Source organism: Wolbachia endosymbiont of Cantharis cryptica, assembly GCF_964277405.1.
In the GTDB taxonomy this organism is placed as follows: domain Bacteria; phylum Pseudomonadota; class Alphaproteobacteria; order Rickettsiales; family Anaplasmataceae; genus Wolbachia.
Genome location: NZ_OZ195521.1, coordinates 468,288 through 488,955, shown reverse-complemented (window position 1 = coordinate 488,955; position 20,668 = coordinate 468,288). Strand labels below are relative to the sequence as shown.

Here is a 20,668-nt window from a genome sequence, read left to right as displayed (position 1 = left end):
ATAAACTTAATTTATAAGGAAAATAAAGTTGGAAAAGTTGGAAGAGCTAAACAAAAACTGGATAATAAGAGCAGGAAGATTTTTATCTTCATTGTTTTTTTTGCTGTTGATTGCGCTATCAATACGTAGTTTTTTATTCGAACCATTTCACATACCTTCTGGTTCAATGAAAAGCACTCTACTCGAAGGGGATTACATTTTTACTAGTAAATATTCGTACGGTTACAGTAAACATTCCCTTCCGTTTGCTCCAAACATTTTTAGCGGCAGGATTTTTTATACCCCTCCAAAGCATGATGACATAATAGTTTTCAAACCTACAAAAAACGACAGTATCAGATTCGTTAAGCGAGTAATAGGAACACCAGGCGATAAAGTGCAAATGATAGAGGGGGAATTATACCTAAATGATCAGAAAGTAGAACGAAGGCAGATTGAAAGTTTTTTTGATTATGAGTCAAATCATAGCATACCGAGGTATATAGAAACGCTTCCCAATGGGAAGGAACATGAGATTTTAATAGATAACGTTTCTAATAAGCTATCGTATAACACTTCAGTTTATTATGTACCCAACAATCAATTTTTTGTTATGGGAGACAATAGAAATAATTCTTTGGATAGCAGGTTTCCTGAAGTTGGTTTTGTACCAATGGAAAATATAATTGGGCGTGTGAGCATGGTTGGTCTATCGTTTAAATTAGGGAAGGTCGATTGGTTGCCATTTAATTTTAGACTACCTATTGCCCTGAGATTGAACAGGATATTGCATAAGGTTGTATAAACTTTCTTATTTATTTGCTAATTCACACAACTCTAAAGAGGAATTTTCTAACTCAGCGATAGCATTATTAATTTCATTTAAGTCATTTCCTTGTAAAGCGTTTTTTGCATTTTGCAACAAGTTTTTCAGCTTTTTGTCAGTGCAGATACTATTGCTTTCAACTAAGTTTATAAGTTTATTTCCATTAATTTTAGCTTCTGCAAGGGAACGAGCCTTTATATCTTCATCAAAGTTGTTTATTGACTGGTTAACCATATCTTGAATATCAGCTTCACTTAAGCCAAAACTTGAATTTATTTCAACTGTCTGCTCGGTTCTGGTAGTTTTTTCTCTTGCAGTGACAGTCAATATCCCGTCAACATTGACTGTAAATTCTATTTCAATTCTTGCAGAACCTGCAGGTAGTGGCGGTATACCTTTTAGTTCAAACTGCGCTAGAGATTTGTTATCTTCTATCATTTCACGCTCTCCCTGACAAACGTGAATTTTCATTGCCGTTTGTCCATCAATGTAAGTTGTAAACTCTTTTGTTTCTGAAACTGGCAGTGGTGTATTTCTTGGTATGATTTTTTCAACTATTCCTCCCATAGTTTCTATGCCAAGTGATAAAGGTAGAACATCGAGGAGAATATTTCTATCTTTTGAGTTTGAAGTTAAATAATGAGCCTGCAGAGCTGCTCCAATGGCAACTGCTTTATCCGGATCTGTATCATTCAGTACTTTATTTTCAAAGAGCTTGACTAGTGAGTCTTGAACTAATGGTATTTTAGTTGCACCACCAACTAAAATTACTCCTTTTATATCGTCAACTTTGAGATCTATGTCGCTTATAGTACGAGTGACTATATTAATAGTTTTACTAACCAAAGGACTGATTGCCTGTTCAAACTTCTCTCTAGTTATTTCACATTCAAATAATTCGCCGTTAATATTAAACTCAAAAATGCCTGAGGTGTTTTCGCTCAGATATTCCTTCACGGTACGTAATTCAACGAATGATAATAGCCCTGTCATGTAAGTAGCTGACACTGGAATCCAGTTCTTATTATATAACTTTCTGGTGTGTTCATTTGCAATCAAACTTTCTGGATCCCAGACTGGGATGACACTAGAGCATTCTTTGTTTAAACTTACCTTTTCTCTATACTTATTAAGCACAATTGAACTCAGCAAATGATCAAAATCATCACCACCAAGTTTGGTATCACCACCGACTGCAAGGACTTGAAACACCCCTTGGTGTAATTTCAATATCGAAATATCAAATGTTCCGCCACCAAGGTCATAAACTGCGTATATTCCGCTGTTATTATTCTTTTCAATGGAGTAAGAAAGCGCTGCAGCAGTTGGCTCGTTAACGAGGCGAAGAACTTCTATGCCAGCTAATTTTGCTGCATATTTGGTTGCATTTCGTGCTGAATCGTCAAAGTAGGCTGGAACAGTGATTACTGCTTTTTTTACTTTCATCCCTGTAGATTTTTCTACCCTCTTGCATAAAGCTTTTAATATCTCAGCAGAAATTTCAACAGGAGTGAGATACTTCTCCTCCGAACATTTTATCCTAATAACTTTTTCGCTTTCATTATCTATTTCAAAATTAACACCTTCTTTATTCAAGTCTTCAACACTTTTACCCATTAGTCGTTTTATTGAGTAGATAGCATCTGGGCCGACATCATAGCCAGTTTTTAACGTATTATTTTCATACGAAACTACAGATCGCAGTAGTTCTCTTCCTTGCTCATCTTTAAATATCTCCACGTTGCCAGCTTTATTTACCATAGCAATTAAAGAATTGGTAGTGCCAAGGTCTATACCAAAAACTACTTCATTTGAATTGGGTTCAGAAATTTGAATTGGTTGCATTTTTCTTTACCTCCTCAAATGACTTATGTAAATATTTTAATCTTAAGACTTGCGTAGCAGCTTCATCAAAATTTTTTGCAGCAAAAGTATTAATTAGGTTTTTAATGCAACCTTTTATTTTTTCATCAATCATACTACTTGCAAATTGTAGGTCGTCACAGTCTAGCAAGTACTCTCTGATTTCCATTGATTCATTTAATATTTCAGAATTTAGATGATCCTTTTGGCTTTTTACACCAAAAAGATCCAGCAAATGTTCGGCACGTTTCAGAGGTGACTTTAGCACTTGATAAGCTTTGTTGATATTTTCCATGTTTTTGGACTGTTCTTTATTTATATCAGTCTTGCTCAGCTCAATGTATTTTTTCTCTAGCTCACCAAAGCTGATATTAAAAGTTGGTTCAATTTTAAACAATGTAAAATAGTTGCTAGACATGAAAACTCTCTCCACAACCACACTTTCCTTTTTCATTAGGATTTTTGAAAACAAAACCCGATGAAAATTTTTCTTCTACATAATCCATTTCAGAACCAAGAATAAACATGATGGATTTTGGATCGATCAACACTTTAACTTTTTGGCCATCGCTGCAGCTTTCTTCAATTACCGACTCTAAAGGATGAATATTGTATGCATATTCAATATCATATTTTAAACCAGAACATCCTTTTTGTTTAATTAGCACTCTTATTCCTATTGCTTCTTCTGATTTCTCAAGGTTAGTATGCTTCTTTTGGTCCAATAAATACTTTATCCTTTCTACTGCTTTCGCAGTTATAGTAATAAGTTTTTTATCTTTCTTTATAGCGTTTACTCCTTGATATTCACTCATGCTTTAGTTCTCAATGTCCACCTTTATTTTGTTTGCTTTGATAATCATGAATAGCAGCCTTTATAGCATCTTCAGCAAGCACCGAGCAGTGTATCTTCACTGGAGGTAAAGACAACTCTTCTACTATTTGAGTATTCTTTATCTGTGTAACGTCACTGATAGTTCTTCCCTTTATCATCTCTGTTAACAGAGAGCTTGAAGCAATGGCAGAACCGCAGCCAAAAGTTTTAAATTTTGCATCTTCAATAACACCTTTGTCATTGACCTTTATCTGCAATTTCATTACATCACCGCACGATGGTGCACCAACTAAACCAGTACCAACATTTGGATCATTTTTATCCAGAGAGCCAACATTCCTTGGATTTTCGTAATGATCTAAAATTTTCTCATTATAACTCATAAAATTACCTGTGAACCGCTATTCTACATTATAACATATTTAGGTTAAAAACTAAAGTAAAATACACTAGTATCACGGGAATTTTGAAAGTAAAATTCCCGTAAAACGACTGTTTAACTTTACAAATACACATAATACGTGTATTTCTTTACAACCAGCGTCTCTATGTTGTCATTAAGTTTATAATTTAAAAAGGAGTATTCCCTTGAGTTTATTTGGTAATCTTTATAAAGGCCTGTTAAAAACTTCTTCTCGCTTTAGCGACGGGGTGAAAAGTATTTTTTCTGGCAAAAAAAAATTAGATCAGTCGCTTTTAGACGAGCTAGAAGAATTGCTAATTAGCATGGACATTGGTCATAAAACTTCTAAGTTGATTATCGATAGGCTCACAAGCATCAAATTTGACAAGGAAGTTGAGTATAATATTATCACGCAGCAATTAGTGAATGAAATAGAAGCTATATTAAATCCAGTCGTGCAGCCGTTAATTTTGGATAAAAAACCACATATAATAATGGTATGCGGAGTAAACGGTAATGGTAAAACCACAACTATAGGTAAGCTTGCATATAAATACAAGGAAATGGGAAAATCCGTTATGCTTGTTGCATGCGATACATTTAGAGCTGCTGCTAGTGAGCAGTTAAATATTTGGGCAGAACGTTCTGATTGTTCCATTGTTACTGGAGAGTACGGTAGCGACTCTGCAAGTGTGGCATATAGAGCTGTAAGTCAAGCTATAAAAGATAACGTTGATGTTGTTTTAATTGACACAGCAGGAAGGTTACAAAACAATGTAAATCTCATGCAAGAGCTGTCAAAAATACATAGAACGATAAAGAAATTGGATGATACTGCCCCTCATGACGTTATTTTAGTTCTTGACGCAACTACCGGCCAAAATGCTTATAGCCAATTAGAGGCCTTTAGTAAAATGGTTGGTGTTACTGGATTAATTGTAACAAAGCTAGATGGTACTGCTAAAGGTGGAGTAGTAATTGGACTTGCAGAAGTTTATAAGATAAAGTTACATGCTATAGGAATTGGCGAAAGTATAGAGGACTTAAGGGAGTTTACTAGCAAAGAATTTGCTGAAGCATTATTTAATCGTAATTAAAAATTTCTCTTAATTCCCTTACGTGACTAAGCTTGATTATCTCAATATCATGAGAAGAGTAATTACCATTTTTAGGCATAATTGCTTTTTTGAATCCTAATTTTTGTGCTTCTTTTAGTCTGAGATCAGCATGCGAGACATTCCTAATTTCTCCTGAAAGTGCAACTTCACCGCAGATTATTGAAGAAGTTGGCAGCGGTAAATTTACTACACTTGAAATAAGAGAAGCAGCAACAGCAAGATCAGCCGATGGTTCCTGTATTTTGAGTCCCCCTGCAATGTTTAGGTATACCTCTTTATCATGCAAAAACATTTTGCAACGAGCATTCAGCACCGCGATGATCATAGCCAATCGATTAATATCCCACCCAACTACTGCCCTTCTTGGGGTTGCCATATTAGTCCCTGCTATTAATGCTTGCACTTCCATTAAAATTGGTCTTGAACCTTCAATTCCTGCAAATACGGCGCTGCCAACTACTTCTCTGTCATGAGCCATCAGAAACAATGATGATGGGTTATCAACAGGCACAAGTCCTGCTTCAGACATCTCAAAAACACCAATTTCATTTGCAGGGCCAAATCTATTTTTAATAGTACGCAAAATGCGATATTGATTACTGTTTTCACCTTCAAAATATAATACCGTATCCACCATATGCTCCAAAGTTTTAGGTCCAGCTATTTGTCCATCCTTAGTTATATGACCAACTATTAAAAGAGAAATACCATATTGTTTCGCAAGAATGGTTAATTCATGAGCACAAGTACGAACCTGAGTTACAGTGCCTGGTGCTGATGTAATTCTGCTATCATACATTGTTTGTATAGAGTCAATTACTAAGAATTTAATACTTTTGTTTTCCTTTATTGTTGCTACTACATCAGTTAAAGACACTGTAGATAAAAGCTTAATTTTAGGTTCATTTATCTTAAGACGCTTTGCTCTGAGGCTCACTTGCTCTAAAGATTCCTCGCCAGATACATAAAGACATTCAAAAGAGGAAAGTTGCACAACATTAGCTGCAATTCTAAGCAAAAGGGTGGATTTCCCAATTCCAGGTTCGCCACCAATTAAAATGCTAGCACCTTGAACGATACCCCCACCAAAAACTCTATCTAATTCTTCTATTCCTGTTAGAAAACGATTTGGAATGATAATTTCGCTATCCGATAACGTCTTTATTAAAATTGGCGCAGATATACTTCTTTTGCCCGTTTTTACTGCTATTTCCTCAACAATTGTATCCCAATTGTCACATGCGATGCACTTTCCTACCCACCTACCAGTGCTATGACCACAGGATTGACATACATATACAGTTTTCATCAAAGCCAAAATTATTTTGTTGTAATTGTAACAAAAATTAGCCAAATAGGCGAGTAAATGTTGAGTCTCACAAGCGTTGTGGTGCGAAGATAATTGTCATAAGTTGTGCCATTTAAATTCATGCACAATAATTGCACCCTCCAGGATCCAAGTAGCTCCTTCTCCCGTCATCCAAGTGCGTGACACTGGGATCTCATTTCGTATAAATATTAAAAAATTTACCAAACGAAAAAAAAAGGCAAAAGAAGCCCTGGGGTTATTATCCGCTTTAAAATATTGGCGTTTTTTATGTTTTAAACGCTTGACAAGCGAGATTCAGCCGCTTTTAATTGCAACTAACTTACGCTGCAAATGTTTAAGAAATTTACTAAGCAGAAAAAAAGACAAAGAATCCCCGAGTTAGCTAGTCTTTTACTATCTCTGTCGAGTATTGGCATTTTTTGATGTCTTGTAACGCTTTATAAGCGCGTTCAGCTTATTTAGATAAAAACCTAGATGTAGATGAAGTTTTGTAAAGACATACAGTATCTATATACTGCAAAAAATTGAACATAAGACGCCGATACCTTAAGTAATCCTTACCTTTTAATCTGCAGATTGGCGAAAGCAAATACAATAGCTTCACTTCCATGATAAAAGGACTGGCGGAGTTTGTCAAGTAAGTTTTTATGTCAGTTGGCTACTTGAATGATAGGAGGGTCGAATTTGTATAGCTACATTGTCGGTAAATCTAAATTGCTTTAATAATTTTGATTGAAAAATAGTTTTTCTACTATATAAGTGCTACTTTAGGGTAATCAAAATGGAAAACGATAAATATAGCCTAGGTTTAAGAGTTATCCATTGGTTGATGGCTGTTTTCATTATCGGTATGCTTTGCTCTGGGCTTTATATGAAAAGCTTACCACTTAGCAATGAAATTAAGTTCAACATATACGCTATTCATAAGGCTTGCGGTATCACTATTCTTGGATTAATCGTAATACGCATATTTTTTCGCGTCTTTACTTATGTTCCACCACTTCCAGCAAATTTTTCTCGATTTATAATCAATGCAAGCAAAACGGTACATTTTAGTTTGTATTCTTTAATGATACTGATGCCATTATCTGGCTATGTTATGTCTTCTGCTTCTGGCATAAAAATCAAGTATTTTTTTCATATCCCTTTGTTAATTAATAAAAACAAAGATCTAGCTAATGCAGCTAATGAGCTACATTCAATGCTTGCATACTTTATGATATTCTTTATAACCTTGCATATACTTGGTGCTTTAAAACACACATTTATAGATAAACAAAACATTTTTAAACGCATGATATAGGTTATATGTTAAGTAGCCTCTGGAAAAAAGGAACGAATTTTCTTGGTAGTGAGTTTGCAGTAATGGGCGGTGCTATGAGCTGGGTTTCAGAGAGAAACTTGGTATCAGCAATCTCAAACGCCGGTGGGTTTGGTGTAATTGCATGCGGTGCTATGTTTCCAGACTTACTGGAAAAAGAAATCATAGAGACACAGAAATTAACTAATAGGCCATTTGGTGTAAATCTAATTACTATGCACCCAAACTTGAGTGAGTTGATAGATGTGTGTATTGAAACGAAAGTAAGCCACATAGTTCTTGCCGGTGGACTACCGACAAAGCCTAATATAGAAAAAATCAAGAATGCGGGCATTGAAGTTATGTGCTTTGCACCAGCATTAAGCCTTGCGAAAAGGTTAGTAAAAATGGGAGTAGATGCGTTAATAATAGAAGGGATGGAAGCAGGTGGGCATATAGGTCCAGTGAGCACTTCTGTTCTTGCACAAGAGATATTGCCTTATTTTAAAAATGAGCAAATACCAGTGTTTGTCGCAGGTGGAATAGGAAGAGGTGAAATGATAGTTAATTACCTAGAAATGGGAGCAAGTGGCTGTCAAATAGGTACATTATTTGTTTGCACTAATGAGTCAATTGCCCACAAAAATTTTAAGGAAGTATTTATCAAATCAGCCGCGCGTAATGCAATACCTTCCGTACAGATAAGTGCTGATTTTCCTGTAATTCCAGTAAGGGCTATAGCAAACAAAGCAAGCGATGACTTCATGAAGCGTCAAAAGGAAGTTATTGATGAATACCAAAAGGGACACATCTCAAAAGAAGATGGGCAGCTTGAAATAGAGAAATTCTGGGCTGGAGCTTTAAGAAGAGCAGTGATTGAAGGAGATGTTGAAGCGGGATCTTTAATGGCCGGTCAAAGCGTTGGCATGGTTGATAGGGAAAAGCCTGTAAAAGAAGTGATAGATATGTTAATTCAACAGGCAAATAATTATATTGAAAGCAAATAGTTAGCAAGTTGCCATAATTATCCACAATAGGGCATAATTGCCCAGTTTTAATGTAAAATTAACGCTAAAGAGGTATCTATACATTTTGTTATGTATGGAGGAGTCTATGACAGGTACTTTAAAAAAGTCCGAGAGTATGTGCGACATTATATTCGAAGCAGTAACAAAAAAGCGAGAAACTGTGCAAAAGACTGCCAAAAAATGCAAACAGTTGTTCAAGCAGGGAGCTAGTCCTGAGGTATTAACTCAATTAGAAGAAACACTGAAAGCACGACAAGATGAACAGACTCTCGCAAAACATATAAACCCATCCAAGCAAGAAAATAGTCCTAAAACATCATATGAATTAAAAGAATCATTGAAAAAACAAAGAGAAGATTATAAGTATTATATCCAAGACTTTTTGCCAGCGTTGCTAAAAGAAATAATATACTCAAAAAAACTAGACGAAGAAAAAGCACTGAACATAGTACGAATAATTTTAGGCATTATTGGCAAAAGCAGCGATAAAAATCATCTCCTTGCAGAGTTGAAAAACGAAATAAACCAACCAGCAAGACTAAACTTAACAAAAAGAATGAAAATAGAAAAAATAATTATGGAATCAATAACTTCAGATGCTGTTCACAACTCAAGTAATTATGACGCTTTAGTGCCTTTAGTAGATGGCTTGCAAGCATTGACAGCAAAAAACATGAATACTTTAGAACCAGGCACAAACGCTTATGGACTTAGTAATGGCGGTGGCTCAGATAGTGGAATGAGTTCATGTGAACTGTCAGCAACAAGCACTTCATCTGAGAAAAGTTTAAACTCAATATTAAACCCTGCTGAAGAAGATAATGATCCGCAAAAAGAAGATACTGGGAATCAAATGCAACCAGAGCAGACTGCAGAAGAAGAGCCACAGGTGTCATCCCAGTGCGTGACACTGGGATCCAGAGAAAAAGAAAGTATGGATCCAAATAGTCAAACTACTCAGATGACAGGCAGCCAGGCAAAAGATTCAATGCAATCCAAAGAAAAAGAGGAGAAAGCTGTTTCAAGCAAACAAGAAGCTTCTAAAGATATCCTATCTAAAAAACAACCCAATAATAGAGGTCTTTATAAGGGATTTACAGTAGGTTGTACTCTCTTAGCAGTGGGGTGTGTTGTTGCAGGGGCAATGACATCAGGATTAGGATTGTTTGCTATGGCTGTAGTATTTGCTATAGCAGCAGCAGTCACATGGCATTTAACCCCTTCAAGTGAGTTAACATCCACCAATTCAAGCCCTCTTGTTGATAGTAAACAGCGGTAAAAATTAAATATGTGTTACTTGTAGTGAGCAAGTGAATATGGCTCTTGTCTGTTGATGTAAAAGTTGTTATGATTAAGAGGTATTTAAAGGGTATTTAGTTGATGCGCATTCAATTGAATAAAGTTTTAGTTTTTATAGTTCTGTTAAGTTTCATTTTTGCATCATATTCTAGCGAAGCAAGTTCAGTGGGTGATGAATTAAAGGATGTACAAGAAACGGTAAAAAATTTTATTTCTTCATTTTCAGTTAAAGATACTGTAGAAAATATGAGCCCTTCAACAATTATAGGATTATGTATAGCTGCAGTGATACTTGCAATAGTGTTTAGAGGCCTAATCTTTTTCATGATAATGTTTGGTGTGCTGGTCATGATGTTTGGTAGCACAGAAAAAGCAACGGATTACTTAAAAGAAAAATTTAACTTTGCAAGAGGTGTAGATCCGCAACCCGATAGCAAAAAAAAAGATAAGAATTAAGTATCACTTGTAGTATTTTTATATTTTTTAGTTATCCTTATTGAATACACATGATGTTGTATGCAGCCAAAAATATCAGCAATTAACCTTAAGCTTGAAAAAAAGAACAACTTAGCATTACTGGAGAGCATTGATTTAGGTTTTGTCCCTTATGCTTGCCATTACGATGAAGAAACCATACTAACAAAACAGGGGGAATTGTTAAAAATAATCAAGTTAGAAGATTATTCTTCTGCTAGTAACTACAGCGATCTTAGAACTGAAATTAGAAAAAGCATATCAAAAAATATTAATAGCTTATATTTTACTGTTTGGATTCATACTGTCAGAAAGCGCAACAAATTAAGCTTGAAATGGAGTAAAACTGAAGACTTCTCTGATAAGCTACATTCAACGTGGCTTAATAAACTCGCTGATAGTAAATTACAATATATAAATGAATTGTATATTGTAGTGTTGCTTAGCGATTTTGGCAAACATGCCAATAACTCGTTTTTTTTTAATGGAATAAAAAACAAGCATAAGCTGTCTTTACAAGAAAATCATCAGGAACTACAAAAGGTAACTGACTTAATTCACAGCGATTTAGAACCTTTTGGAGCTAAGAAGCTGGGTCTCAGGTTTAGTGGGGATAAAATATATTCTGAAATGACGGAATTTCTCCATTACGTTGTTACGCTAACGCACAAAGATTACCCAATATGTGAAATGGATCTGTCACAACACGTTAGAAATTTAAAGGTAGCTTTTGGTTTTAACACGTTTCAAACAACATTTGAAAATCAACAGAAATTTGGTTCTATTTTTTGCATAAAGGAATATCGGGAAATTCCCATGGGAAATATAGACAAATGCTTGCAACTTGACTCTGAGTTGATCATTACGGAGATAATAATATTTACTAGTAATAACAAGGCAGTGAAAGAATTTAAAAAACAAATTAATATGCTGCAAATCAGTGAGGATAATATCTTACTGCGAAATTCAGGAATGGAGGAAATAATAGAACTTGAAAAAACTTCTGCTATAGACTTTTGTCAACAGAAAATTATTTTTACAATCTTCGCAGATGATAAAAATAGATTAGCTAAGAATATCAGTGATCTGTCCTCCATAATGTCGTTAATTGGCTTGATGATGTTCAGAACTGATCTGCATATAGAAAATCATTTTTGGGCACAACTTCCTGGAAATTTTACTTTTATTACACAACCGAAAAGCATATTAGCAAAATATGCTGGCAGTTTTGCTATGCTGCATGATTTTACATCAGGTACATTGAAAGGTGGAAGGTGGAAAGAAGCAGTAACGGTATTTTTTTCAAAAAAAGGAAGTCCTTACTTCTTTAATTTTCATGGAAAAAAGAACAATGGTCACACTACAATACTCGGAGCTCCACATTCGGGCAGAACCTCACTGATTAATTTCCTATTATCAGAGTCAAGAAAATTTAATCCCAGGATTATTATATTGGATAACACTGGAAAATCGATAATTTTTACTAAAGCAGTGAGTGGTAAATATTACATAATTGACCCCAAATATAAAGATAAAAGCCTGAAATTTAACCCACTAAACATTGAAGATAGTGCTTCTAATCGCAGTATGCTTGTTGAGCTGATCAAAAGAATGGTGGCAGATGCGAGCTTGGTAAACGTAGAAGAAAAGATAAAAAAAATTGTAGATTCCATATTTGCTATACCAAGGAAATCGCGTTCTATTTTGCAAATTTCTGAGGTGCTCTTGCTCTTGGGGGGTAAGATAAGTAAATGGTGTGGTGATGGTGAGTTTGCTTACTTATTTCAAGATGGTGATGAATCAGACATTGACTGGGAAACAAAAACTATATCTCTCAACACTGCAAATCTTACGAAACGAAAAGAATGCATGTCCGTGATACTTTACTATTTTTTATACTCTTTTGAAGCAAAATGTGATGGCTCGCCTGCGATACTTGTTTTGGATGAAGCATGGGAGATAAGTAATATTTTTCCTACAGAGAAGGAGTTTGATAACTGGATGCAAAGGATGACAAAATTAAATGTTGTAGTAATTCTAAGTACTGAAAACTTAAACCTAGCATTTGCTAGCAAATTTACTCAATATTTAGATAAACATGTTGATACAAGAATTTTAATGCCGAACGTCAATGCAAATAGGTTATACATGAAAGCATTTTCTCTATCGAAAGAGGAGCTGAATATAATTCTGCAAACGCCAACGCAGGAAGGTTTATTCTTAATAAAGCAGTACAAAGGATTAGTAACCTTAAATCTAGATTTGAAAGATATGCAGGAAATACATGTACTTTCAGCTAATAAAGAAACTGTAAGATATATGTATGAAGCAATAAAAGAAAAAGGAGAAGGAGTTAATAAATGGTTACCGGTGTTTTATGAAAAATGTAAAGCTTAATTTTTTATTAATATTCTTCTTGATATTTGGTCTTACGTATCAAGGATGTGCAGATTGCCCGTCTTTTGTAGAGAGTAATACTACACTTGAAGCTGGAGGCAAAAAAGGTTGGGAAGGCTTTTTAAAGATTATAAGTCTTGGCACTGCTGGAAGTTTTGAAGTTGATGAAAAACTATATCAATACATTACGGTAAAACAAATAAAAGACCAAGGAATTGATGGTTATTTTAACCCAAAAATTCAAGTTTGCGACTATGAAGGAGGTAATTGTTATATATTACCTAGTGGAACATCCTGCCGTCAAATATATGGAACGCAAAGTACAGGTGGGGGTGTTTCTGCTGCAGTTTTTATTGATTGGGAAGGAGATAAAACATCTGTTGATGCAAAAATAGCAGATAGTCTTGAGTGGGAATGGGCAGACAATGTTACTGATGAAGAAAAAACGAAGTTTGCTAAGTCTCCTAAAATATGTGCTTGCAGTCAAAAAGGGGCTTGTATGGATGCTTTTTCTGGAGGTTTGTCTAGAATTCTTTCAGGAGCAAATATTTTTCGTCCAGGGGATATGGAAGACGTTTGTGATACTTGTTCATCATGGAGTGAAGGAAAGCAAAAGATAAAATGTGTCCCTGTGCCACTTGCACCTGCCCCCCCTCCATTTTGTGAACAACTTGCGATGTCACCCCCACAAGTTAGAATTGTTCCTATAACAGATGAAGATAATGATTACTTCAATCCTAAGGTTAAGATAATCATTGGTGATCTGAAAGGAAGAGATGGGGAGATTGGGGAAAAGTTAGATTTTCCCAGAAAATACAAAAAAGATAAAGCTGAGGAGCTCCCTACTTCGGATGAAGTTAGAAAGCATTCTATTTTGGATAAAGATCGCACGACACATTACTTCGCAACTTATAGAGAAAAAGATAAGCTCTGCGCTGAATATCGTGGAACTCAAAGTATAGATGAAAAAAATCTGCAGTTCGTCCGCTGCTTCCCAGCACCACCTGCTCCAGAACCTAAGGTAGTGAAGATAGTAAATAGAAATACGTTAAAAATAGAAATGAAGATGAGCAGAGAAACTTGCGATCCACTAAATGATGCAGCTTATAGTAATGGTTCCTGTACTTTTAATGTTAATACCGATCCCAACCATCCTGTAAATATTGGCCCTCTATCTTTAAAAGTAGTAAAACCAGCAATAGTAGCAAAAACAACTGATAGTAATAACGAAAAAAGTTATATTGATAATATTATAGAAGGTATATTAGAAAGTAATCCACAACAATTTAAAGTTCTGAAAGAATATGGCTATGTTCCTGATATTGAAACAGGATGTAAAGAATTTCAGGGAAATAAATGCAAATTGAACAGCTTAGGACGACCAGAAGTAGAAATAAAATATAAAGAAAATTCTAAAAGTAAAATGCTCTGCCTTTCTGGATGGCAGCCAGAACCAGAGGAATTTGTTTTTGAAAAAGAAGGTAAGGTAGTACCACTAAAATCAATGGGAACAAGGTACACTAAATACAATGCTGTTTATTCAAATGAATCGAATCAGTTCTATTATCTTCCAAGCAAGGAAATAGTTGACCTTTTGAAAATACCTCAAGATCGGTTGGATAAAATAATATTCAATAAACAAGGGTACGTCTTCTTCCCTGACGAAAATAAGCAGAAGAAGGGAGAATGCAGTTATTGTGTGAAGAAAGATAGCAAAATAGATGAGAAATTAAAATCTGGTGAAGGACTGAAAGTAGTATATAAGTTGATAGATACAGAGCATAAAGAACAATGTAATCAAGGTGATGATTGTTGCATCTGCTTTGATGGAACACATAGATGCTCAGCACAATATTTGAATAAAGAAGATGGTAAGCCATTTTGCTTGAGATATGAAGAAGTGGATTGTAAAGATAAGGATGGTAAAGTATTAAGAGATGAAAAAAATGAAGTACAGAAGTGCACACAATTAGAAGATCAGCTGATTAAAGCAAACAGAACAGAGGTCTTTTACGCTGATAAATTGTGTATGTTTGACTTAGAAGGTTTAAAAAAGAAATTAAAAGAGATAATTGAGAAACAACTGGAAAAAAAGAAACAAGAACTGGAAAAAAAGAAACAAGAACTGGAAAATGAGAAACAAGAACCGGAAAAAGATGGCGAAAAATCCTATGATCATGAAAGTGAAGATGTTTATACAGATGACTTATCAATAATGTTTGATCGTGTTGAAATAGAAGCGTGGGGAAGTGGTGAAGCAGGTCATATAGCTGGTAAAGCTCGTTCTACGGAAAGTAGACCAGGAATGTCAGGAGATTATATTAAAGCTAAACTGAAAATTGATCCTAATTATCCTATAATTCAAGTTAAAGTTACAGAGGGAGGGGGTAACAACACAGATGAATTATCACAGAAAGACGGGGGACCTATTTTCATAGAAATGTGCAATTCGCAGAAGCAACATTGCGAGCCACTGATTACTGTTGCAGGTGGAGGTGAGCATAGAACATACGGTGGTAAGGATTATAAGAAAACAGCAATTCATAAAGAGAATTTAAAATTAGAAGAAAGGATCATAACAGCAAATAAACTGAAGTCTACACAAGACAATCAAATAGCATATATAGAAAATGGCAAAATCAAGTATGAAGCAATAGAGTGTGAAAGTGGTTCTAGAAGCAGTAAGCCTGGTGCAGGTGGCTGCATTGATAAAAGCAAAGGAATTTATGGTAAAGGCTCTCCAGGGTATGTGAAGATTAGACCTATTATAAAGGAATTTAACATGGAAGAAATAAATGATGCTATTAAAAAAGTGATAAGGGATCAATATGATCTCGGAGTTATGACTGATTTTTCGATAGGGGACCTTAACGTGGATATAAGGGAGATAATAGAAGAGGAAGTCAAAAAAGAATTGCTAGGGCAATAAATAGACCTCTTGCATAACAAACTTTTGGCAGCGCGTTGGAAAAACTTACTTGACAAACTCTGCCAGCCATCTTATCATAGTACTGAAGCTATTTATTTATCTTCGCAATCTGTGCAGGTTAATGACAAAAAACTTAGGGTATTTGGCGTCTCATGTTTAATTTTTCGCACTACGTGCATCGCATGTCTTTATAAAACTTCTGGGTTTTTACCCATACAAGCTGAAACGGGCTTATAAAACGTTTAAGACATCAAAAAACGTCAAATTGACAAGGGAGAATTTGAATGCTAGCTACCGCGGGTTTTCTTTGCCTTTTTTCCTGCTTAGTAAATTTCTTAAACACTTGCGATGTAGGTTAGCTGCAAATTAAAAGTGGCTAAGTCGCTCTTAATCAAGCGTTTTAGAATAAAAAGAACGCCGATATTTTAGTACATGGTAAATAGCCAACCACCACGGGGCTTCTTTTGCCTTTTTTTAGGTTATGCAAGAAATCTAATCACGTATGCATTTGCTATTTAAGTTCAATTGCTGTACTTTAACAAAAAGGTATAACGAATGTAAGGAGGGTACTTTATGTCTCTAAAGAATAAAATTTCTGAGTTAATAGAACAACAATTTAACGTTAAATACCATGACAATTGTTTGGCTTACACTACACATAAGTGGGCTGCAATTGAGATATCGGGCTCCATTGCTCTCTGTATAATTGGCTGTGGCGATTGCAAGATCAAGTATCAAGATATTGCAGATTCATTCAACATAACAAAAGAAGAAATTGACCAAGGCGATATTACAAGCATAGAAAGTAAAATAAAAAGTGAAGCTGAAAAATCAGGTAGTGAGTTTTCTGAGTTAATCTCTAGAATGGATCAATCGTTAAAAGAACAAAGTGAAAAGTCTATTATACAGATTTTAAACTCATCTGCTGAGGAGATGTTACAGAGTTTTTGTTGTGGGCAATATAACAATCCTGTACAGTCTCCAGAGCCTCAAGAAGTCAGTGCAACCCCTGCTTCATCTGAAGAGCCTGCTACAGAAGGTCCGGAAACTATTACTAATAAAGATCCTATTTCAAACTAATCAATCCCATATATATGTTTTTTTTGTACCCATGCTTTGCGTTTTGGGATAGAAAGAAAACACCACTCTTCGTTGCACTTTTCTATTTTCATTACAACAAACTTGTCTATTTTCATAACAAGCTTACTATCTGTACTCTGTTTTTGATATCCATAAGTATCTTCTTTTACCATTGCGTAGCGCTTGTCACTAAGCAAGTTGCTTTTTATCCATCCGCAGTCTTCATTTATATCACAGACCTTTTTCCAACTTTCAAACTCTTCTATAACTTTCAGGGGCAGATTTTTGCAAGTGTATATCCATTTTACAGGATAGTGAAACCCTGGTCCTGTTCTCATGTTGATTTTATTTGATTTTGTCGAAACAAAGTTATTAGCAAATGAGCTAAAACTAAATAATAAAAACAATAATATGATAAACTTATTCATCATAATTCACGATTAGATTGACATAAGATAAAGAGTAAATTAAAAATTGAATAGATTTTTAATTTACAATAAATGCCCATAGAAATATTAATGCCAGCTCTTTCTCCAACGATGAGTAAAACTGGAGGGAAAATAGTAAAATGGCATAAAAAAGAACAAGATAGAGTTGAAGTAGGTGATGTCATTGCTGAAATAGAGACTGATAAAGCCATAATGGAATTTGAATCCATAGATGAAGGAGTTATGGCAAAAATTTTAGTATCAGAAGGAACAAGTGGTGTGCCTGTAAATCAACTAATAGCTCTAATGCTAGAAGAAGGAGAGGATGGAAGTGCACTTGATAACTATATTTCAGCTTCTGCTACTAATATTGAAGCTAAAGAGAAAGTTGAATCCAACTCTTCGATATCAACCCATTCTTCAATGTCATCCCAATCTCCCCTTTTGTCATCCCAGTGCTTGACACTGGGATCCAGGAAAGAGCAAGCTACTCAGACAGCAGAAGATAGAGTAAAGATAAGCCCATTAGCTAAGAAAATAGCTCAAAATAAAGGGGTGAATGTAAAACAGTTAAAGGGTACTGGCCCATATGGCCGTATCATTAAGGCTGATGTATTAGAATTTTTAGGTAGTAATATACAAATTGAAAATCGTGAAAGGCCTGAAGAAGATACCATAATTGAAGTAAGCAATATGCGCCAGGTTATAGCTCAGCGCTTGATTGAATCTAAGCAAAATGTTCCACATTTTTATTTAACTGTAGACTGCCAGGTTGATAAGCTAATATCGCTCAAAAATGAGATTAACTCAGCAGATGAAAATAATAAAGTAACAATTAATGACTTAATTATAAAAGCTGCGGCTTTTAGCATGAAAAAATTTCCTGATATAAATTCTTCGTGGATAGATAATAAAATACTGCAATACTCAAACATAGATATTTCAATTGCTGTAGCGCTTGATGATGGGTTAATCACTCCTATCATAAAAAACGCTGATAAAAAGGGTATTTTATCCATATCAAAAGAAGTAAAAGATTTAGTAAGCAGAGCAAGATCTGGAAAATTAAGACCTGAAGAATTTCAAGGAGGAGGGTTTACTATCTCTAACTTAGGAATGTTTGGCATAAAAACTTTCAGCGCTATAATTAATCCACCGCAATCCTGCATTATGGCCGTTGGTGCATCTAAAAAGCAACCAATCGTTATAAATGAAAAAATAGAGATAGCAGAAATAATGACAGTAACGCTCTCTGTTGACCATAGAACAATTGATGGAGCATTAGGAGCAAAATTTTTAAACGCTTTTAAGCATTATATAGAGAATCCTCTGGCGATGCTTATTGAAACTGCGGTAACCTGTTAGCATTGTTATTATAAAATTCATACCTCTCAATTTATACTTTTATTAGTTAATAGATTTAGAGGTAAAAAAATGACTAAGATAATAGAACAAAATCACTCAGGAAACTTTTCTAATCCTAATGAAGGAAAAGTTAACTCAAAAGGTATGGTTGCTCCACCTGTTCCTCTCAAATCTTACCAAGTTAAATTTGCTGAAATAAAAGCGGTTTTTGAACAGAATACACCTCATTTTCAAGCAAATGATAGTAATAAAACAATGAGTAGCAATCTTGGAAGAACATTTGGCCCAACAATGCAAAAACTCATGGAAGACAACATTCTTGTAAGCGTTAGCACTCCTAACAAACAACGCCGCGATTCAGGGGATAGTGGTATATCTTCATGCAGTGATGTTAGTAGCAGTACTCTTGATAAAAAAGCTAAAGCTTATAATCCTCTTGATTGGAATCCAATCTATCAAGGTAAAAAGCGTTTTAGTTTAGACAATATGTCGAGCAACTCGCCTTCGTACAGTGAAAAAAGTAATATTTCAGATATAAGCGATAAGTCTAATAATTCAAACATTGTCAGATGTAATATTACTAGGAGTAACAGTAAGGAAGACCTTCGTAAACCTGATGCTTCACATAATGACAAATCTGCAGGTAAAAAATTATCTAATGTCAACGTAAGCGAATTAATCAGAAAGTTTGAACAAGGTAATGACATAGTAAGAGGGCGTTAATCAAATGTTACCCTATCCTTGTATATGCAAAGGTAGGGTATCTTTTTAAAACATCATATCCTTTATAGCTTTGTTAATTTTTTCTGCAAAGGCAGTTTCTAGAGAAATTTTAAGTCTTTCCCATTCTTCTTGACCATTTATTTGAGTCAAAATTAGAGACTTATACTCACTCTCAATCTTCTCCAGCGCTTTTTGATACGATAAATCTAATTCTTCATATATATCAATATTTATCGATTGCAGTATTACCAAAAATGAAAACAAATTCGGATCAGGTAATTCTTCCTTTATATAATTCAGAAGACATAGTTTTATTTTTTTTACGCAGTATTCTATTGTTTTCAGCGATAGTGATAGGCTTTCTGCATAAAATATAAAACTCTCTATAATCAAATTTTTTGATTTGTTCGGTAATTTAATATTTTGAAACAGTTCTTTTGTAAATTTTTCTATCGGTTGTTTTGGTAAATGTAAAAAGAGATCAGTAAAAGATTTTAGATCAAAATTTGGTCCAAGTATCGTGCTAATGGCTTTATGCATATTGCTCTTATCTTTACTGACAGAAATAATGAAAACCAGCCCCTCCATATCAAGCATGTACTTTATAGATTCCAAAAAATCAACGATAAATTTAGGACGGCACACATCAAGATTATCCACCATTATATAAATGTTTTTGTCTTTTCTGATTTTATTAACCACATCCGCTAACTGTGTTTTAAAATCTCTAGTACTCTCTTTTCTTCTTTGGAGAAGACTTAATTCACTCAAGACAAAACCTATGTCTTTTTTATCAGCCTCTTTTGCAGCATCAAGAAATACTGAAAGCATAGCAAGTGGAGATTTACTGATCAGCTTTCCTAGTGTGTTTAGAGAAAATAGCTCTTGGTTTATGTTCTTGAACTGTTGTATAACACTTCTTTTTACTTTATACGATACAAATAAATCTTCAAATAGGAAATTTAAAAAAGAAGGCAGTGGTTGGTCCAATGCATTGATATCCCATGCACTATAATAAGCTGCAATTTCATTTTGCTGTTTTAACTCTTTTACCCATTCTTTCAAAAAAAACGTCTTGCCCCATCCATCATATCCTTCCAAAGATATTATTGTAAAAGACTGATCAATTGTTTTAATTATAGTGTTGAATTTACCTGAAAATTGCTTATAGTTTAGGCGGTCATTTTTCCAAGCCACCACTTTAAGTGGTGGCGCTATTCCTTTCTTTTTGAATGTTATTAGCGATATAAGTTTTTTTAAGCACATAAGACCCTTACGCTATATTTTATTA

General features: G+C 34.7%; 18 protein-coding genes. 11 read left to right on the top strand and 7 right to left on the bottom strand.

Annotated elements, in window-relative coordinates; genetic code table 11:
• The first annotated feature begins 37 nt into the window (after nucleotides 1-37).
• Complete coding sequence (gene lepB, locus ACICP6_RS02340; protein ID WP_395463642.1) at nucleotides 38-784, top strand: signal peptidase I; 747 nt, start codon at nucleotides 38-40, stop codon at nucleotides 782-784.
• 6 nt (nucleotides 785-790) lie between these two features.
• Here the strand turns inward: lepB and ACICP6_RS02335 are convergent, their stop codons facing one another.
• From ACICP6_RS02335 to iscU, 4 genes are read right to left on the bottom strand one after another with little or no spacing between them, the layout of a single operon-like run.
• The gene (locus ACICP6_RS02335; protein ID WP_395463456.1) at nucleotides 791-2,650 is read right to left on the bottom strand and encodes an Hsp70 family protein; all 1,860 of its coding nucleotides are present in this window, start codon (nucleotides 2,648-2,650) and stop codon (nucleotides 791-793) included.
• On the bottom strand, nucleotides 2,628-3,086 hold the full coding sequence (locus ACICP6_RS02330) for an iron-sulfur cluster co-chaperone HscB C-terminal domain-containing protein (RefSeq protein ID WP_395463455.1): 459 nt from the start codon (nucleotides 3,084-3,086) through the stop codon (nucleotides 2,628-2,630). The genes ACICP6_RS02335 and ACICP6_RS02330 overlap by 23 nt, the downstream gene beginning before the upstream one ends.
• Nucleotides 3,079-3,483: a HesB/IscA family protein gene (locus tag ACICP6_RS02325; protein ID WP_395463454.1), complete on the bottom strand. Its 405-nt coding sequence runs from the start codon at nucleotides 3,481-3,483 to the stop codon at nucleotides 3,079-3,081. The genes ACICP6_RS02330 and ACICP6_RS02325 overlap by 8 nt, the downstream gene beginning before the upstream one ends.
• A 10-nt stretch (nucleotides 3,484-3,493) precedes the next feature.
• On the bottom strand, nucleotides 3,494-3,886 hold the full coding sequence (iscU, locus tag ACICP6_RS02320; RefSeq protein WP_006279966.1) for a Fe-S cluster assembly scaffold IscU: 393 nt from the start codon (nucleotides 3,884-3,886) through the stop codon (nucleotides 3,494-3,496).
• A 205-nt stretch (nucleotides 3,887-4,091) separates the two neighbouring features.
• Here iscU and ftsY point away from each other — a divergent pair, with 205 nt between their 5' ends.
• Nucleotides 4,092-5,003, top strand: a complete 912-nt coding sequence (gene ftsY / locus ACICP6_RS02315; protein WP_395463453.1) for a signal recognition particle-docking protein FtsY — start codon at nucleotides 4,092-4,094, stop codon at nucleotides 5,001-5,003.
• On the opposite strand, the gene radA is transcribed toward ftsY, so the two are convergent.
• Nucleotides 4,990-6,333 (bottom strand): DNA repair protein RadA, encoded by a 1,344-nt coding sequence (radA, locus tag ACICP6_RS02310; RefSeq protein ID WP_375603696.1) that lies wholly within the window; start codon nucleotides 6,331-6,333, stop codon nucleotides 4,990-4,992. The genes ftsY and radA overlap by 14 nt on opposite strands.
• An 802-nt stretch (nucleotides 6,334-7,135) precedes the next feature.
• On the opposite strand from radA, the gene ACICP6_RS02305 reads away from it, so the two are divergent.
• The 7 genes from ACICP6_RS02305 (at nucleotide 7,136) to ACICP6_RS02275 (ending at nucleotide 16,861) form a co-directional block, all read left to right on the top strand.
• Nucleotides 7,136-7,657 carry a cytochrome b gene (locus ACICP6_RS02305; RefSeq protein WP_395463452.1) on the top strand — a complete coding sequence of 174 codons (522 nt, stop codon included), beginning with the start codon at nucleotides 7,136-7,138 and terminating at the stop codon, nucleotides 7,655-7,657.
• A gap of 5 nt (nucleotides 7,658-7,662) precedes the next feature.
• Nucleotides 7,663-8,661, top strand: a complete 999-nt coding sequence (locus ACICP6_RS02300) for an NAD(P)H-dependent flavin oxidoreductase (RefSeq protein ID WP_395463451.1) — start codon at nucleotides 7,663-7,665, stop codon at nucleotides 8,659-8,661.
• Nucleotides 8,662-8,767: 106 nt separating this feature from the next.
• Nucleotides 8,768-9,961, top strand: coding sequence for a hypothetical protein (locus tag ACICP6_RS02295; RefSeq protein ID WP_395463450.1), 1,194 nt, complete (start codon nucleotides 8,768-8,770; stop codon nucleotides 9,959-9,961).
• 101 nt (nucleotides 9,962-10,062) lie between these two features.
• Nucleotides 10,063-10,437, top strand: a complete 375-nt coding sequence (locus ACICP6_RS02290) for a hypothetical protein (RefSeq protein ID WP_395463641.1) — start codon at nucleotides 10,063-10,065, stop codon at nucleotides 10,435-10,437.
• Between the two features lie 60 nt (nucleotides 10,438-10,497).
• Nucleotides 10,498-12,852, top strand: coding sequence for a type VI secretion protein (locus ACICP6_RS02285; RefSeq protein ID WP_395463449.1), 2,355 nt, complete (start codon nucleotides 10,498-10,500; stop codon nucleotides 12,850-12,852).
• Nucleotides 12,833-15,781 (top strand): hypothetical protein, encoded by a 2,949-nt coding sequence (locus ACICP6_RS02280; protein ID WP_395463448.1) that lies wholly within the window; start codon nucleotides 12,833-12,835, stop codon nucleotides 15,779-15,781. Before ACICP6_RS02285 ends, ACICP6_RS02280 begins: the two co-directional genes overlap by 20 nt.
• Nucleotides 15,782-16,354: 573 nt before the next feature.
• Complete coding sequence (locus ACICP6_RS02275; RefSeq protein WP_395463447.1) at nucleotides 16,355-16,861, top strand: hypothetical protein; 507 nt, start codon at nucleotides 16,355-16,357, stop codon at nucleotides 16,859-16,861.
• Here ACICP6_RS02275 and ACICP6_RS02270 read toward each other — a convergent pair.
• The gene (locus tag ACICP6_RS02270) at nucleotides 16,858-17,292 is read right to left on the bottom strand and encodes an SH3 domain-containing protein (protein WP_395463446.1); all 435 of its coding nucleotides are present in this window, start codon (nucleotides 17,290-17,292) and stop codon (nucleotides 16,858-16,860) included. The genes ACICP6_RS02275 and ACICP6_RS02270 overlap by 4 nt on opposite strands.
• 69 nt (nucleotides 17,293-17,361) lie before the next feature.
• Here ACICP6_RS02270 and ACICP6_RS02265 point away from each other — a divergent pair, with 69 nt between their 5' ends.
• Both ACICP6_RS02265 and ACICP6_RS02260 read left to right on the top strand, forming a co-directional pair.
• A complete protein-coding gene (locus ACICP6_RS02265; protein WP_395463445.1) occupies nucleotides 17,362-18,654 on the top strand; it encodes a pyruvate dehydrogenase complex dihydrolipoamide acetyltransferase in 1,293 nt (430 codons plus the stop codon).
• Nucleotides 18,655-18,723: 69 nt separating this feature from the next.
• Nucleotides 18,724-19,377: a hypothetical protein gene (locus ACICP6_RS02260; RefSeq protein ID WP_395463444.1), complete on the top strand. Its 654-nt coding sequence runs from the start codon at nucleotides 18,724-18,726 to the stop codon at nucleotides 19,375-19,377.
• 45 nt (nucleotides 19,378-19,422) lie between these two features.
• Here the strand turns inward: ACICP6_RS02260 and ACICP6_RS02255 are convergent, their stop codons facing one another.
• Nucleotides 19,423-20,643 carry a P-loop NTPase fold protein gene (locus tag ACICP6_RS02255; RefSeq protein ID WP_395463443.1) on the bottom strand — a complete coding sequence of 407 codons (1,221 nt, stop codon included), beginning with the start codon at nucleotides 20,641-20,643 and terminating at the stop codon, nucleotides 19,423-19,425.
• Nucleotides 20,644-20,668: the final 25 nt, after the last annotated feature.